Below are 13,873 nucleotides of genomic sequence, written 5' to 3'. Positions count from 1 at the left end.
GCGCTCGCGCCCGGGTCAGGCCGCGCCGGCCGGACGAGCGGTCGCTGCCGCCGTCGCGAGCGTGGTGACCTCGGCGACGATGGCCGCGCGGCGTGCCTCGTGCGATTCGGCGGGGCTCGAGCGCACCGTCGCTGCGACGTGCGAGAGGGTCCACGCCGCCGTGGCGAGCGAGATCGTGGCGATCACGAGGTCTTCTGCGGCGGCCCGGTCGATGCCGAGCGTCGCGCGGATCTGCTCGGTGATGCCGGCGCACAGGTCGCAGCGCCGCTCGAGGCCGACCGGGGCGGGCAGTTCGAGGCTCTCCCACGCCAGCAGGCGCGGGAGTTCGGGTCGCGCGCGATACCGGTCGTAGAGCGCACCGGCCACCTCGCCGACGCCGCTCGGGCCGGTGGTGCGCAGCACGAGTCCGTCGACGAGGTCGCCGAGCTCGACCGCGAGGACCTCGTCGAAGAACCGCGCCTTGTCGCCGAAGTACCGGTAGACGCGCTCCTTGTTCACGCCCGCGTCACGGCCGATCGCGTCCATGCGCGCGCCCGCGAGGCCGTGGGCGGCGAACTGCCGGGCCCCGGCCTCGAGGAGCTTGCGCTTGGTCGCGTCGGTGTCCCAGGCCATGATCCGAGGATACCAATTCCCAAACACTCGTTTGCAATTCCCGGCGGTCGGTGGCACGCTCGAGCCAACCGAACGTTTGGAGATCGCCGATGGACACCACGCCGCACGCCAGCACCACGACGCGGGCCGCACGATGAGGGCGCTCGTGCTCGGGGCCCGCGGCGCCGTGGGGCGGTCGACGGCCGACGCCTTCCGCTCCGCCGGAATCCAGGTCACCGAGGCATCCCGCGCATCGAACGACCCGGATGCGCGCATCGACCTCGCCACCGACACGGGCTGGGGCGACCTCGCCCGCGCCGCGGCGGCTCACGAGGTCGTCGTGAACGCCACGGGCATCGAGGACCCGCGATTCGCCGACGCCGTCGGCCCGACCGCGTTCGTCGACATCTCCCCGTCCGGCGCATACCTCGAGCAGCTGCGGGCCGCAGCCGACGCGCGCTCCCGGATCGTCCTCGGCGCGGGTCTCGCTCCGGGCCTCAGCACGATCCTCGTCGACGGGCTCGAGCGCCGGGCGGGCGACGAGATCGACGTCGCCGTGCTCCTCGGATCCGGCGAGGAGCACGGCGCCGCCGCCGTCGACTGGACCATCGGCCTGCTCGGAACCGACGTGCACGCGCCCGTCGAGGGCGCACGCGTCCCGAACCTGCGCGAACGCCGGAGCTTCGCCGAACCGGACGGCGGCAGGCGCACCTACCTGCGCGCGGACTTCCCGGACCACGTCCTGATCGGCGGCGACCGCGGCATCCGGATCCGCAGCTACTTCGCCGTCACGGGCCGAGCCTCCACGGCCGCCCTCGCCCTCGCAGCGCGCCTCGGCCGCGCGGGCGCCGGGATCGTCCGGCACGCGCCTCCCACCGGATCGAGCCGTTGGCGCGTCACGGCCGTGAACCGGCGCACCGCGGCATCCGCCACTGCATCGGGCGACGGCCAGTCGCTCGCGACGGGCCGCCTCGCCGCGCTCGCCGCGACGCGGATCGCCGACGCCCCGCCCGGCACGGTCACCTCGATGGCCGGGCTCGCGACCCCCGAGGAGGCGCGGACCGCGGTGGGGGCCTGAGCCGACCGCGGCGTGGGGCGCGACTCAGGCGCGCCCCGGCCGGCGCTGCACGTAGAGCCGCTCGCCCTCGGGCCCGGTCCACTCCATCCGCACCACGCCGGGAACGGCGGACTCGTCGAGGCGCGACGGATCCGACCAGTACCCTGCGTTGGGATTCCGGAAGAACGTCGCCCAGGGCTTGCCGCCGTGATCCGTGAAGCAGTTGTTGTGCCCGGCGCCGACACCCGAGGTCCAGCGCGGCGAGTACGGGCCCTCGAACGTGTCCGAGACCGCGACGACGGCGTCGTACTGATACTGCGTCCGTCCCGGCGCGGGCGGGTCGTACGCGTAGCGCACGCTGCCGTCGGAAGCGACGGACGTGCGATCCCAGGCCGCGTGCAGGAGGAAGTACTTGCCGCCGTACCTGTAGACGTACGCGCCCTCGAGGTATGGCTCGGGGGAGTACGGCGTCTGTCGGAACGTCGGGAGGCCCGTCGTCGGAACGATGTCCTCCATGTCGTCTCGGAACCGCGCGAACTCGTCGTTGTGCAGCACGAGCCAGGCGGCGTCGCCCTCGGTGTACATGCTCCCGTCGATGTGGTGATAGGCGCCGGGTGCGATGAAGGCCGGTCCGCCGACGAACGGGTCGCCGAACGGCTTCTCGAGGTTGCCCTCGACCACGCGGTAGGGGCCCTCGATGCCGCCTTCGCTCACGAGCATGAACGAGCCGACCTTCTGCGAGTGGTCGCCCATGCAGGCGACGATGTACCACGTGTCGCGGAAGTAGTGCACCTCGGGCGCCCAGACCTGCCCGCGCTTGCCGAACCTCTGGTCGTACCAGTACTCCTGCCACGGCGCGACGACGGTTCGTCCGGCCGTGTTCTCGTCGACGAACTCCGGCGACCAGACCTTGCCGCGCTCGGCGTCCGGACGGATCCCGGTCGTGTCGACCAGTCGCCACGGCCCACGCAGCGACGGCGACGTCCAGATGAAGATGCCGTCGTTCCACGGGGCGGCCCGATCCAGTTCGGGTACACGAGTGGTCCCGGTCGCGACGTAGAGGGGGCGCCCGTCGACGACGAAGTGATTGACGTAGGTATCCCGCATCCAGACGTGACGACCCTCCGGGTCACGCGGCCGGCGCTCGAGCGGGAGGATGAACGAGTTGTCGTCGCGTGGCCAGAGGTCCTCTCGCGTATCGGCGAGGCCGTAGGGCTGCGGGTCGGGCCAATTCGGAGGGAAGGCCGCAGCTGCCGCGCGCTCGACGGGCGAGGCGTGCGCGGCGGCGGGCAGGGCCGCCGCGGCGACGGCGCCGCCGACCCCGGCCAGGAATGCCCGCCGGCCGAGGCCTGCCCCGGTTTCGGATCTGTTCATCGTCGAAGCTCCTTCATCGGGATGCCGGTTCGCCGGATCGACGAGCCGACGGGTCTGGTCGACCCATGCCGACGGACGCTACGGAGAGCGGATTCCTCCGTCAAGACACCGACGGAATGATCGGTTCCGGATCCCTCGCCCGGTTCTGACGACGGTCTGACGCATCCGGGAAGTTTTTCTGTCGAGTCATTGACGGAATAATTCCGGGTTGAGATTCTTGCTGGCATGTCATCGACGACCGGAGTACACGCCCTCGTGAGGAGGACCCATGAGGAGCGTGTGCTCGCCGCACTCCGCGCCCACGGCGCACTGAGCCGCGGTGAGCTCGCCAAGCGCGTCGGTCTCAGCCGCACGACCCTCTCCGAGATCACCGCGAACCTCCTGCGGCGGGGGGCGATCATCGTCGCCGACACGGATGCCGCGACCCGCGCGGGGTCGGGGCGTCCGGCCGAGCGGCTCGCCCTGGACCCGGCCTCGGGCCAGTTCCTCGGGGTCGACTTCGGCCACCGCCGCGTTCACGTCGTCGTCGCCGACGCATCGCACGAGGTCATCGCGCAGGGCCTCGAACGGTACGCCGACGACACCCCGTGGACGGACCGGCTCACCAGGGCGTTCGAGCTCATCGATCGACTCAGCCGCGACACCGGTGTGCACTTCGGCGCGCTGCAGTCGGTCGGGATCGGCGTGCCCGGCCCGTACACGAGCGCGCGCCAGGGGTTCCCCGCCGTCAGCTGGAAGAAGCAGCTCTCGCCCGAAGGCGTCGACACCGCATTCTCCGAGCGGTTCGGCGCGCCCGTCGTCGTCGACAACAACACCCGACTCGCCGCGCTCGCCGAGGCGATCCAGCGCCCCGACGCGGTCGAGAACCTCATCTACCTCCGCCTGTCGGACGGCGTCGGGGGCGGGCTCGTCGTCAATGGCCGCCTCGTCGCCGGATCCCGTGGCTTCGCCGGCGAACTCGGCCACGTCACGGCGGATCCGACGGGCGCGCCGTGCCGCTGCGGGAAGCGGGGGTGCCTGGAGACGATCGCGTCGGTGTCGGCAGTGCTCCGCGCCTGCCGGGAAGCGGGCGCGGACATCGAGACGCTCGACGATATCGCGACGGCCGTCCGGAAGGGCGACCCCGTGGTCGATGCGGTGCTCCGCACGGTCGGCGCCGCCGTGGGCCGCGTCCTGGGCGCGGCGGCGATGACCCTGAACCCTCGCGAGGTGGTCATCGGCGGCGAGATCGTCCACGTGGCGCCCGTGCTCGTCGAACAGGCCGCGGCGACCCTCCGCTACGAGCTCTACTCGATCCCCTCGGACCAGCCGCACATCGTGCGCGCGGCCCAGCTCCGCGACAGCGACGGCGCGCTCGGTGCGATCGCGGCGATCTTCCACCAGTCCCCTCTCCTCGCCGGCTACCCCGACCCCACGTCGTCCGTCGAGCACGCACCACAGCAGCAAAGGAGCGCACTGTGAACGCCCAACCCGCCCGCCTCCGAACCGGGGGACGGCCATGACCGAGGTCCGCATGGCGAACGCGCCCTCGCGCGCTGACATCCAGCCCTTCACGATGACCTCGACGGCCGTCCACGAGAACCTCCCTGCGGATGGCCCCCATCCGCAGAAGCCGGCGCGGAACGCGCGCCGCCGGATCGGCACGCGCACCAAGCTCCTGATCCTGAACGCCGTCTCGATCGTCGGTGGCATCGCGATCTGGTGGCTGCTCGCGCTGAACGGCTTCCAGCTGCCGACGCCGCCCGAGGTCGTGGAGAAGGCGGTCCAACTCTGGAACGCGGGCATCCTCCAGGAGGACATCCTCGCGAGCCTCGGCCGCGTCCTCGCGGGCTTCCTGCTCGGTTCGGCCGCCGCCATCCCGGTCGGCTTCCTCATGGGCTGGTACACCGTCGCCCGGGGCCTGTTCGAACCGTGGATCCAGTTCTTCCGCACCATCCCGCCCCTCGCGCTGCTTCCGCTCGTGCTCGTGCTGCTCGGCATCGGCGAGATCCCGAAGATCGTGGTCATCTTCCTCGCCGCCTTCCTCGCGTGCGTCATCTCGACGTACCAGGGCGTCGTGAGCGTCGACAAGACGCTGATCAACGCCGCCCGCGTGCTGGGTGCGAAGGACGGCACGATCTTCGCCCGCGTCGTCGTCCCGGCGTCGACGCCGTTCATCCTCGTCGGCATGCGCGTCGGCCTCGGCTCCGCGTGGGCCACGCTCGTCGCCGCGGAGCTGCTCGCCGCACAGGCGGGCCTCGGGCGACGGATGCAGGAGGCGCAGATCTACTACGACCTGGCGACCATCTTCGTGGGCATCGTCCTGATCGGCATCCTCGGCCTCGTCATGGACCGCCTGCTCCTCTTCGCCGAAACCAAGCTGACCGGATGGCAGGAACGTCGATGACCACCACGAACCCCGCGACGACCACCGCCGCCAAGATCTCCGTCCGCGAGGTCACGAAGACCTTCCCGCTCAAGGGCGAGGAGTTCGTCGCCCTCGACCGCGTCTCGATCGACATCGCCGACAACGAGTTCGTCACCGTCGTCGGGCCCTCGGGCTGCGGCAAGTCCACGCTCATGAACGTGCTCGCCGGGCTCGAGACGCCCATCTCGGGCGAGGCGCTCGTCGATGGCCGCTCCGTCTCGGGCCCCGGTCCGGAGCGCGGCGTCATCTTCCAGCAGTACGCCCTGTTCCCGTGGCTCTCGGTCCGCAGGAACGTCGAGTTCGGCCTGAAGATCAACGGCGTGCCGAGGTCGGAGCGCCGCGAACGCGCCGAGCACTTCATCGAGATGGTCGGACTCCAGCAGTTCGCCGACGCCCTGCCCAAGATGCTCTCCGGCGGCATGAAGCAGCGGTGCGCGATCGCCCGCGCCTACGCCGTGAACCCCTCGATCCTGCTGATGGACGAACCGTTCGGCGCCCTCGACGCCCTGACGCGCGTGAAGCTGCAGGAGCAGCTGCTCGACACGTGGAGCCGCGAGAAGCGAACGGTCATGTTCATCACGCACGACGTCGACGAGGCCGTGTTCCTCGCCAACCGGGTGGTCGTCATGGCCGCCCGGCCCGGCCGGATCCACGACGTCATCGACGTGGACCTCCCGTACCCCCGCACGGAGGACGTGCGCCTGAGCCCCGAGTTCGGGGAGCTGCGCAACCGCGTCTGGCACGCGGTGTACCACCAGGAACCCGGCATCGCCGCCGGGGCCACGTCGCACTGACGCGGCGCCTGCCCCCACCCATCCAGCACCTGAATCACCCCCACACCCACTGAAGGGAAGCACAGCCATGCGAATTTCCAGGAAGCTCCTCGGCACGGCCGCCGTCGGCGCCGCCGTCGCCCTCCTCGCGACCGGATGCGCCTCCGACGGCGAATCGAGCGACTCGGCCGCCGCGCAGAGCGAGTACGACGACGTCATCGGGGTGAACTTCGGGTACATCCCCGACTTCAACGGCACGAGCCTGCTCGCCATCGCGGACGACCAGGGCTACTGGGAGAAGTACGGGCTCGACGTCGAGACCCCGTCCTTCACCAACGGACCCCTGCAGATCCAGGCGCTCGGCACGGGCGACCTCGACTTCGGCTACATCGGGCCGGGCGCGTTCTGGCTGCCGGCGAGCGGCGAGGCGAAGATCATCGCGATGAACACCCTCGGCCAGTCCGACCGGGTCGTCGGCCAACCGGGCAACGACTCCATGGAGGACCTGCGCGGCAAGACCGTCGCGGTCCCCGAGGGCACCTCCGGCGACATGATCCTGACCCTCGCCCTCGAGGACGCGGGCATGACCAAGGACGACGTCGAGCTCGTGCCCATGGAGCCCTCCGCGATCGTCTCCGCGCTGGCATCCGGCCAGGTCGAGGGTGCCGGCTTCTGGTATCCCGCGCTCGCGACCGTGAAGGAGCAGGTGCCCGACCTCGTCGAGATCGCGCAGAACTCCGACTTCGAGGACACCGTCGCCTTCCCGACCGCGTTCGTGGCCGGCAACGACGTCGTCGAGAACGAGCCCGAGAAGGTCGACCGCGTGCTGAAGGCACTGCGCGACGCGATCACGTTCCGCTACGAGAACCCCGACGAGGCCGTCGCGCTGACCGCGGCGTACAACGCGCTCGACGCCGAAGCCGTCGCCGCGGACGCCGCGAACAACAAGGTGCTCTCGCTCGACGAGCTCGACACCCTCACCGAGGACGGCACCGTCGACTCGTGGCTCGACGGCATGCAGGACTACTTCGTCGCCGCGGGCAAGCTGCCCGAGGTCTCGGAGCCGTCGTCGTTCTACACCGGCGACCTCTTCCTCCAGGCAGGCGAGTAATCCAGCCATGAAGCCGAGCAACATCCTCTTCCTCATGACCGACCAGCACCGGGCCGACACGCTCGGGGCGTACGGCAACGCGATCGCGGCGACGCCGGTGCTCGACGAGCTGGCCCGCACGGGCACGCGATTCGACCGCTGGTACACGCCGACCGCGATCTGCACGCCGGCTCGTGCGAGCCTGCTGACCGGCCAGGCCCCCTTCCGCCACCGCGTGCTCGCCAACCACGAGCGCAACGTGGGCTACCTGGAGGACCTCGCCGAAGGCAGCTTCACCTTCGTGGAAGCGCTGCGCGAGAAGGGCTACAACACGGGACTCGTCGGCAAGTGGCACGCCGGCACCGAGAAGAACGCCGCCGACTTCGGCTTCGACGGCCCCGATCTTCCCGGTTGGCACAACCCCGTGGAGAACGAGGACTACCTCGGCTACCTGGCGGAGCACGACCTGCCGCCCTACGCGATCAGCGACCGCATCCGCGGCACCCTGCCGAACGGTGGGCCGGGCAACCTGCTGGCTGCCCGGCTCCACCAGCCGGTGGAGGCGACCTTCGAGTACTACCTCGCAACCCGCACGATCGAACTGCTCGAGCGGTACGCCGCCGATGCCGACCGCGACGGCACCCCGTTCTTCCTCGAGCTGAACTTCTTCGGGCCGCACCTGCCGTACATCGTGCCGAACGAGTACTTCGACATGTTCGATCCGGCCGACATCGAGCTGCCGAAGTCGATCGCCGAGACGTTCGAGGGCAAACCTCCCGTGCAGCGCAACTACAGCGCGCACTGGACCTTCGACACCATGCCGATCGAGGTGACACGCAAGCTCATCGCGGTCTACTGGGGCTACGTGGCCCTCATCGACCAGCAGATCGGGCGCGTCATGGACGCCATGCAGCGGCTCGGCCTGGTCGACGACACGGCGGTCTTCTTCACGTGCGACCACGGCGAGTTCACCGGCGCGCACCGACTGCACGACAAGGGGCCGGCGATGTACGAGGACATCTACCGCACGCCCGGCCTGCTGCGGATCCCCGGCGGCCCGGCCGGCCAGGTGCGCACCGAGTTCGTGAGCCTGCTCGACTGCACGGCGACGATCCTCGAGCTCGCCGGCATCGACCCGTCGCCGGCGGTCGACTCGCGGAGCCTCGTGCCGCTGGCCGCGGGCGAGCAGCCGGAGTGGGCCGACGACATCGTCTGCGAGTTCCACGGGCACCACTTCCCGTACCCGCAGCGGATGCTCCGCGCCGACCGGCACAAGCTCGTCGTGAACCCGGACTCGGTGAACGAGCTCTACGACCTGCACGTCGACCCCGATGAACTGCTGAACGTCTACGAGCATCCGGAGCAGCGCGACATCCGGAACCGCATGATGCGGCGGCTCTACGGGCTGCTGCGCGACCGCGGGGACAACTTCTACCACTGGATGACCACGATGTACGACGTCGGCGAGGTCGACTATGACCCGACGCAGAGCGGCCTCGACGAGACGACCTACCAGGCCGGCGAACGAGCGGATGCCGCGGCGACCGTCGCAGCCGTCGCCCCGGTGCCCGTGCTCGACCCCGAACGGCGCTCGGCCTGATGACCGCCCGCCGTCCGAACGTCGTCATGGTCCTCACCGACGACCACGGATCGCAGGCCATCGGCGCGTACGGGTCGGTGCTCAACGCGACGCCGCGGATCGACGAGATCGCCGAGAACGGATGGCGCTTCGACAACTGCTTCGCGACGAACGCGCTCTGCTCGCCGAGCCGCGCGTCGATCCTCACGGGCACCTACAGCCACGTCAACGGGGTCTCGACGCTCGTCACGCCGATCGACGCGAACCAGCCGACGTTCGCGTCGCAGTTGAAGGCGGCGGGCTACCGCACGGCCATGGTCGGCAAGTGGCACATGGGCGAGCACGAGGGGTCGACGCCCGAGGGGTTCGACTACTGGGACATCCTCATCGGCCACGACGGCCAGGGGGAGTACTGGGACCCGCTGTTCCTCTCGGCCGAGGGCGAGCGCATCGTCGAGGGGTACGCGACCGATCGCATCACCGACCTCGCGTTCGACTGGCTCGATTCGCTCGAGGGGGACGAGCCGTGGTGCCTGCTGATCTTCCACAAGGCCCCCCATCGCCCGTGGGAGCCGAAGCCGGAGGACCTCGAGCGGTTCCGCAGCACGGTCCCGGTGCCCTCGACGTTCTGGGACGACTACGACACGCGTTCGTCGTCGGCCAGGCGTGCGCTCATGCGCCTGGCCGAGAACCTGAACGAGGAGGACCTCAAGCTCGCTCCGCCCGCGGGGCTGGGCTACGAGGAGCTGGCGCTCTGGAAGTACCAGCGCTTCATGGAGGACTACCTCGCCTGCGTGGCATCCGTCGACGACAACGTGGGCCGGGTCGTCGACCGGCTGCGCGAGCGCGGCGAGTTCGACGACACCCTGCTCATGTACGCCTCCGACCAGGGGTTCTTCCTCGGCGAGCACGGATGGTTCGACAAGCGCTTCATGTACGAGGAATCGCTGCGGATGCCGCTCGTGCTGAGCTATCCGCGTGCGCTCGACGGCGGGCGCAGCTTCGAGGGCATCGTCACGAACGTCGACTTCGCGCAGACGATCCTGGATGCCGCCGGCGTCGCGCCGCACCCGCGCATGCAGGGTCGCAGCTTCTGGCCCGATCTCGTCGGGTCGCCCGCCGAACCGCCCGCGGAGGGGATGTACTACCGGTACTGGGAGCACGACGACGTGTTCCACCGGGCGCCCGCCCACTACGGCTACCGAACTCATCGGTACAAGCTCATCTACTACTGCAACGACGGCCTCGGGTTGCCGGGGACGGGTCCGTTCACGTACCCGCCGGAGTGGGAGCTCTACGACCTCGAGCTCGACCGGGAGGAACTGCGGAACGTCGCGCACGATCCGGACTACCGTGAGGTGCGCGAAGGACTCGAGCGGGCCATGTGGCTCGAGCAGGCGCGCCTCGGCGATGTGCCGCACCCGAGCCAGCCGCGGCCGGCCGGCCTGCCCGTGGGGTGACAGGTCCGGCTCAGCCGCTGAGGCCCGTGACGAAGTCGACGCTCGACTCCGAGATCAGGTCGCGGGCCTCGTCGTCGGTCAGTTCGGGGATGCCGTCGCCCGCCTGCGGCCCGTAGTCGCCGAACTGGGCGTGCGAGGCGCCGACGATGACCGTGAACCGGGCCGTGCCCGGGAGGTCCGCACGCGAGTCCTCGATCTTCGCGGGCGTCGCCAATCCGTCGCGTGTGCCGGAGATCGAGTCGACCGGGACGGTCAGGCTCTGCGAGACGTCGCCCGCCGGGTAGGAGGCGAACAGCAGCAGTCCGATCGCGGGGGCGTCGGCGTCCTCGTCGGCCGCATCGGCCTGCATCGCGGCGACGGTGCCGCCGAGGGAGTGCCCGCCGAGCACCCAGCGGTCGAGGTCGGGGTGCGCGGCGCGGGCCGCGTCGAAGGCCGGGAGGGCCAGGAAGGCGATGCCGAGCGGCTGCTTGGCGATGACGACCGTGTTCCCCGCTTCGACGAGGGGTCGCAGGACGGCGGCATAGGCGCGGGCGTCCACGAGTGCGCCGGGCTGGAAGAAGACACCCGTCCGGTCGCCGCCGGAGGCGGGCGCGAGCGTGATGGAGGTCGGGGTCTCGACGACGTCGACGGTCTCGTCGGAGGTCATCGCCAGGAGCGCCGGCTCGATCGCGGAATGCGGCCGGAGCCAGCCGATCACGCCGATCCAGGCGACCGCGAGGACGAGGAGCGCGATGCGCACCACGCGTCGCCACCCGGTCGCAGGGGTCGGCCGGAGGATCTCGAGCACGATCGTTGCGGCGGCGCCGGCCGCGGTCGCCGCGAGCAGGATCGGGTACGCCGGATGCGCGTGCACGAGGGCGTCCCATGCCGTCACGCTCACCCAACCGACGACGAGCAGGGCGGCGACGGCCGTGACGAGGACGGGCCAGGTGGTCCGGCCCGTGCGTCCCGCCCCATCCCGGCCGGTCGTCGACGGCGTCTCGCCGCTCATGCGCTCGGGCCGTCCGGAACGGCGTCGACGGCAGGGGGCCGGGGTGCGGCGGCGGCGGTGCCGGCGACCCCGGTGCCATCGGCGTCCCCCGCGCCCGAGGCGCCCCGACCTCCGGACCGCGAGCGCGAGCGCAACGATGTCGAGGCGGCCAGCGCGAGCGCGAGGAACGCGGCAGCGCCGTAGGCCGAGGCCGATGCGGCGACGGTGAAGCTCTCGGCCGCCTGATCGCCGACCGCGGCCGTGGCCGGGTCGGCGCGAAGGGCCGGGATGGCGGCACCCGCACTCTGCGTCACGACGGTCACCGCCTGGTCTCGGGCGCTCGCATCGAGCCCGTCGAGGCGCCCGTCGAGGTCGGCCTGCAGCGTGCCGAACAGCACCGTGCCGAGGATGGCGATGCCGAGGGCCGAGCCGATCTGCCGAGCCGTGCTCTGCGTTCCCGATGCCTGGCCGCCCTGGTCGACGGGGATGTCGGCGAGCACGACGTTGGTCACCTGCGAGCTCGCGAGGCCGATGCCGAGGCCGTACGCGAACAGGAGCGCGCTGAGCTGGACCCACGAGGAGTCCGTGCTCAGCGTGATGGCCAGGCCGAGGACGCCCGCGAGTTCGAGGGCGATGCCGAGCCGGAGGATGCCGACCGGGCTCAGCTTCCGGGCGAGGCCGCTGACCGCACCCGTGGCCAGGAACGAGCCGACGGCGAGCGAGATCAGGAGCAGGCCCGCCTGGAGGGCGTCGTAGCCGAGGACGTTCTGGACCCAGAGCGGCAGCACGAAGAGGATGCCGAGCTCACCGAGGCTGATGATGGCGGAGACGAGGTTGCCGACCGAGAACGTGCGGATCGAGAAGAGCTCGAGCGGCAGCAGCGTGGACCGGCCGTGTCGTCGCCGTCGCCGCTCCCAGGCGATGAAGGCCACGCCCGAGACGGCCGCCGCGACGAGCAGCCACGGGGTCGGCGAGACCTCGAACGGCCAGGACCATCCGGCGACGGCCGGGACGTCGGCCGCCGCCCACCAGCCCAGCGTGCGCCCCTCGATGAGCGCGAACACGAGCGTGCCCGAGGCGATGACGACGAGGAGGGCGCCGAGCAGGTCGAACCTCGCGGGCGGCCGCTCGGACCGCGATTCGTCGAGGGTCAGGAGGGCGCCGACGACGACCAGGATGCCGAATGGAACGTTGATGCCGAAGGCCCAGCGCCAGGAGAAGTCGGTGATGAGCCAGCCGCCCAGCAGGGGACCCACGGCCGCCATCCCGCCGATGATGGAGCCCCACACCGCGAACGCAGTCGTCCGATCGCGTCCGCGGAACATCGCGTTGATGAGCGACAGCGTCCCGGGCAGGACCATGGCTCCTCCGACGCCCTGGAGCACGCGGGCCGCGATGAGCAGTTCGCCCGACGGCGCGATGCCGGCCAGCACGGATGCCGCGGTGAAGACGGTGACGCCGAGGATCAGGATCCGGCGGCGCCCGATGCGATCGCCGAGCGCGCCGAACGGGATGAGCAGGGCGGCGAACACGAGCGTGTACGACTCCTGCACCCATTGCACCTGCGTCGAACCGAGCCCGAGGTCGTCGACGATCGAGGGGATCGCGACGTTCACGATGGTCGTGTCGACGATGATGAGCGAGACGGCGAGTCCGATGACGGCCAGGCCGAGCCATCGGAGCTTCGAGGTGGACATGCCCGTACTTTACCGACACCATGTCGGCAAAGCCAATGCGTCCGGCATGGTCAGCAGGCCTCGACCTCGTCGCCGACCGCGAGGCGGGGAGCCGTCGCGGCACCGTCCTCGAGCTCCGGGATGAGCCGGACGCCGAACCACGTCTTGCCGTCCCACCTGCGGTGCTTCGCGAGCGTGCGGATCGGGTCCTTGCCCCGCGCGAGGCTCGTCGGATCGATCGTCGTCATGACGCACCGGTCGCAGACCTCGCCGAAGCGGAAGCGCACGCCGCCGATCCGCACGTGCGTCCAGGAGTCCTCGGCGAACGGCTCCTCGCCGTCGACGACGAGGTTCGGGCGGAACCGCACCATGTCGAGCGGCTGCACGTCGTCCGGGGTCCAGGCGTTCAGCTGTGCGAGCGACGCCTCGCTCGTGAGGAGCAGCGGGCCGGCGTCCGCGAGGCTCAGGCCCTCGCCGGGCAGCCCGCCGTGGGCCGGGTTCACGGGCCGTCGCAGCGGATCCGGCTGCCAGACGAGCCGCAGCGGCATCCGCATGCGCTCGCTCAGCCACGCGTCGGCCTCGTCGCCGGCGGGCAGCGCCTCGCGCTGGCGGGAGTGCCCGACGGGGATCGGTGCCGCGCCGATCGGAACCTCGACCCGCAGCGGCTCGGCGTCGCCGGGGGCGGCGAGCAGGAGGCCGCCGTCGGCCGTCGGCTCGGCGGTCAGCCCGAGCAGCGCGTTGCGCTCGCGCGCGGTCACGGGCGTGCCGTCCGGGTCGACGACCCCCCACCTCCGGTCGCCCTCGAGCCCCCACGGCCGGACCCGCGCCGAGGCCACATCGCGCCCCGCGAACGACTTGACCGGGTATACGCGGAGTCGGGTCAGCTGCATCCGCTC

General features: G+C 71.1%; 12 protein-coding genes. 7 read left to right on the top strand and 5 right to left on the bottom strand.

Annotated elements, in window-relative coordinates; translation table 11 throughout:
• Positions 1 to 15: 15 nt before the first annotated feature.
• Positions 16 to 612: a TetR/AcrR family transcriptional regulator gene (locus DSM26151_RS12485; RefSeq protein WP_234659847.1), complete on the bottom strand. Its 597-nt coding sequence runs from the start codon at positions 610 to 612 to the stop codon at positions 16 to 18.
• 145 nt (positions 613 to 757) lie between these two features.
• On the opposite strand from DSM26151_RS12485, the gene DSM26151_RS12480 reads away from it, so the two are divergent.
• Entirely contained in the window at positions 758 to 1,669 is a 912-nt protein-coding gene (locus DSM26151_RS12480; RefSeq protein ID WP_234659846.1) for a saccharopine dehydrogenase family protein, read from the top strand.
• A gap of 24 nt (positions 1,670 to 1,693) precedes the next feature.
• Here DSM26151_RS12480 and DSM26151_RS12475 read toward each other — a convergent pair whose 3' ends face one another.
• Complete coding sequence (locus tag DSM26151_RS12475; RefSeq protein WP_234659845.1) at positions 1,694 to 3,022, bottom strand: family 43 glycosylhydrolase; 1,329 nt, start codon at positions 3,020 to 3,022, stop codon at positions 1,694 to 1,696.
• A gap of 225 nt (positions 3,023 to 3,247) precedes the next feature.
• Between DSM26151_RS12475 and DSM26151_RS12470 the strand changes: the two genes are divergently transcribed.
• The 6 genes from DSM26151_RS12470 (at position 3,248) to DSM26151_RS12445 (ending at position 10,331) form a co-directional block, all read left to right on the top strand.
• The gene (locus DSM26151_RS12470; protein ID WP_234659844.1) at positions 3,248 to 4,483 is read left to right on the top strand and encodes an ROK family transcriptional regulator; all 1,236 of its coding nucleotides are present in this window, start codon (positions 3,248 to 3,250) and stop codon (positions 4,481 to 4,483) included.
• 37 nt (positions 4,484 to 4,520) lie between these two features.
• Entirely contained in the window at positions 4,521 to 5,408 is an 888-nt protein-coding gene (locus DSM26151_RS12465) for an ABC transporter permease (RefSeq protein ID WP_234659843.1), read from the top strand.
• Positions 5,405 to 6,223: an ABC transporter ATP-binding protein gene (locus DSM26151_RS12460; RefSeq protein ID WP_234659842.1), complete on the top strand. Its 819-nt coding sequence runs from the start codon at positions 5,405 to 5,407 to the stop codon at positions 6,221 to 6,223. The genes DSM26151_RS12465 and DSM26151_RS12460 overlap by 4 nt, the downstream gene beginning before the upstream one ends.
• A gap of 67 nt (positions 6,224 to 6,290) precedes the next feature.
• Positions 6,291 to 7,313, top strand: coding sequence for an aliphatic sulfonate ABC transporter substrate-binding protein (locus DSM26151_RS12455; protein WP_234659841.1), 1,023 nt, complete (start codon positions 6,291 to 6,293; stop codon positions 7,311 to 7,313).
• Between the two features lie 7 nt (positions 7,314 to 7,320).
• Positions 7,321 to 8,892, top strand: coding sequence for a sulfatase-like hydrolase/transferase (locus DSM26151_RS12450; RefSeq protein ID WP_234659840.1), 1,572 nt, complete (start codon positions 7,321 to 7,323; stop codon positions 8,890 to 8,892).
• Positions 8,892 to 10,331, top strand: a complete 1,440-nt coding sequence (locus DSM26151_RS12445; RefSeq protein ID WP_234659839.1) for a sulfatase family protein — start codon at positions 8,892 to 8,894, stop codon at positions 10,329 to 10,331. Before DSM26151_RS12450 ends, DSM26151_RS12445 begins: the two co-directional genes overlap by 1 nt.
• 10 nt (positions 10,332 to 10,341) lie before the next feature.
• On the opposite strand, the gene DSM26151_RS12440 is transcribed toward DSM26151_RS12445, so the two are convergent.
• From DSM26151_RS12440 to DSM26151_RS12430, 3 genes are read right to left on the bottom strand one after another with little or no spacing between them, the layout of a single operon-like run.
• Positions 10,342 to 11,322 carry an alpha/beta hydrolase gene (locus DSM26151_RS12440; protein ID WP_234659838.1) on the bottom strand — a complete coding sequence of 327 codons (981 nt, stop codon included), beginning with the start codon at positions 11,320 to 11,322 and terminating at the stop codon, positions 10,342 to 10,344.
• On the bottom strand, positions 11,319 to 12,998 hold the full coding sequence (locus DSM26151_RS12435; RefSeq protein ID WP_234659837.1) for a DHA2 family efflux MFS transporter permease subunit: 1,680 nt from the start codon (positions 12,996 to 12,998) through the stop codon (positions 11,319 to 11,321). The genes DSM26151_RS12440 and DSM26151_RS12435 overlap by 4 nt, the downstream gene beginning before the upstream one ends.
• 50 nt (positions 12,999 to 13,048) lie before the next feature.
• A complete protein-coding gene (locus DSM26151_RS12430; protein ID WP_234659836.1) occupies positions 13,049 to 13,867 on the bottom strand; it encodes an MOSC domain-containing protein in 819 nt (272 codons plus the stop codon).
• Positions 13,868 to 13,873: the final 6 nt, after the last annotated feature.

This window comes from Agromyces marinus (genome assembly GCF_021442325.1).
Taxonomy (GTDB): Bacteria; Actinomycetota; Actinomycetes; order Actinomycetales; family Microbacteriaceae; genus Agromyces; species Agromyces marinus.
The sequence above is the reverse complement of the archived record's forward strand: the minus strand, read 5'-3'. Positions and strand labels throughout refer to the sequence as shown.

Excerpts from the sequence above, each read along its gene's own strand:
- DSM26151_RS12485 (WP_234659847.1), bottom strand. The coding sequence starts at position 612 with ATGGCCTGGGACACCGACGCGACCAAGCGCAAGCTCCTCGAGGCCGGG.
- DSM26151_RS12475 (WP_234659845.1), bottom strand. The coding sequence starts at position 3,022 with ATGAACAGATCCGAAACCGGGGCAGGCCTCGGCCGGCGGGCATTCCTG.
- DSM26151_RS12470 (WP_234659844.1), top strand. The coding sequence starts at position 3,248 with ATGTCATCGACGACCGGAGTACACGCCCTCGTGAGGAGGACCCATGAG.
- DSM26151_RS12465 (WP_234659843.1), top strand. The coding sequence starts at position 4,521 with ATGACCGAGGTCCGCATGGCGAACGCGCCCTCGCGCGCTGACATCCAG.
- DSM26151_RS12460 (WP_234659842.1), top strand. The coding sequence starts at position 5,405 with ATGACCACCACGAACCCCGCGACGACCACCGCCGCCAAGATCTCCGTC.
- DSM26151_RS12455 (WP_234659841.1), top strand. The coding sequence starts at position 6,291 with ATGCGAATTTCCAGGAAGCTCCTCGGCACGGCCGCCGTCGGCGCCGCC.
- DSM26151_RS12450 (WP_234659840.1), top strand. The coding sequence starts at position 7,321 with ATGAAGCCGAGCAACATCCTCTTCCTCATGACCGACCAGCACCGGGCC.
- DSM26151_RS12445 (WP_234659839.1), top strand. The coding sequence starts at position 8,892 with ATGACCGCCCGCCGTCCGAACGTCGTCATGGTCCTCACCGACGACCAC.
- DSM26151_RS12440 (WP_234659838.1), bottom strand. The coding sequence starts at position 11,322 with ATGAGCGGCGAGACGCCGTCGACGACCGGCCGGGATGGGGCGGGACGC.
- DSM26151_RS12435 (WP_234659837.1), bottom strand. The coding sequence starts at position 12,998 with ATGTCCACCTCGAAGCTCCGATGGCTCGGCCTGGCCGTCATCGGACTC.
- DSM26151_RS12430 (WP_234659836.1), bottom strand. The coding sequence starts at position 13,867 with ATGCAGCTGACCCGACTCCGCGTATACCCGGTCAAGTCGTTCGCGGGG.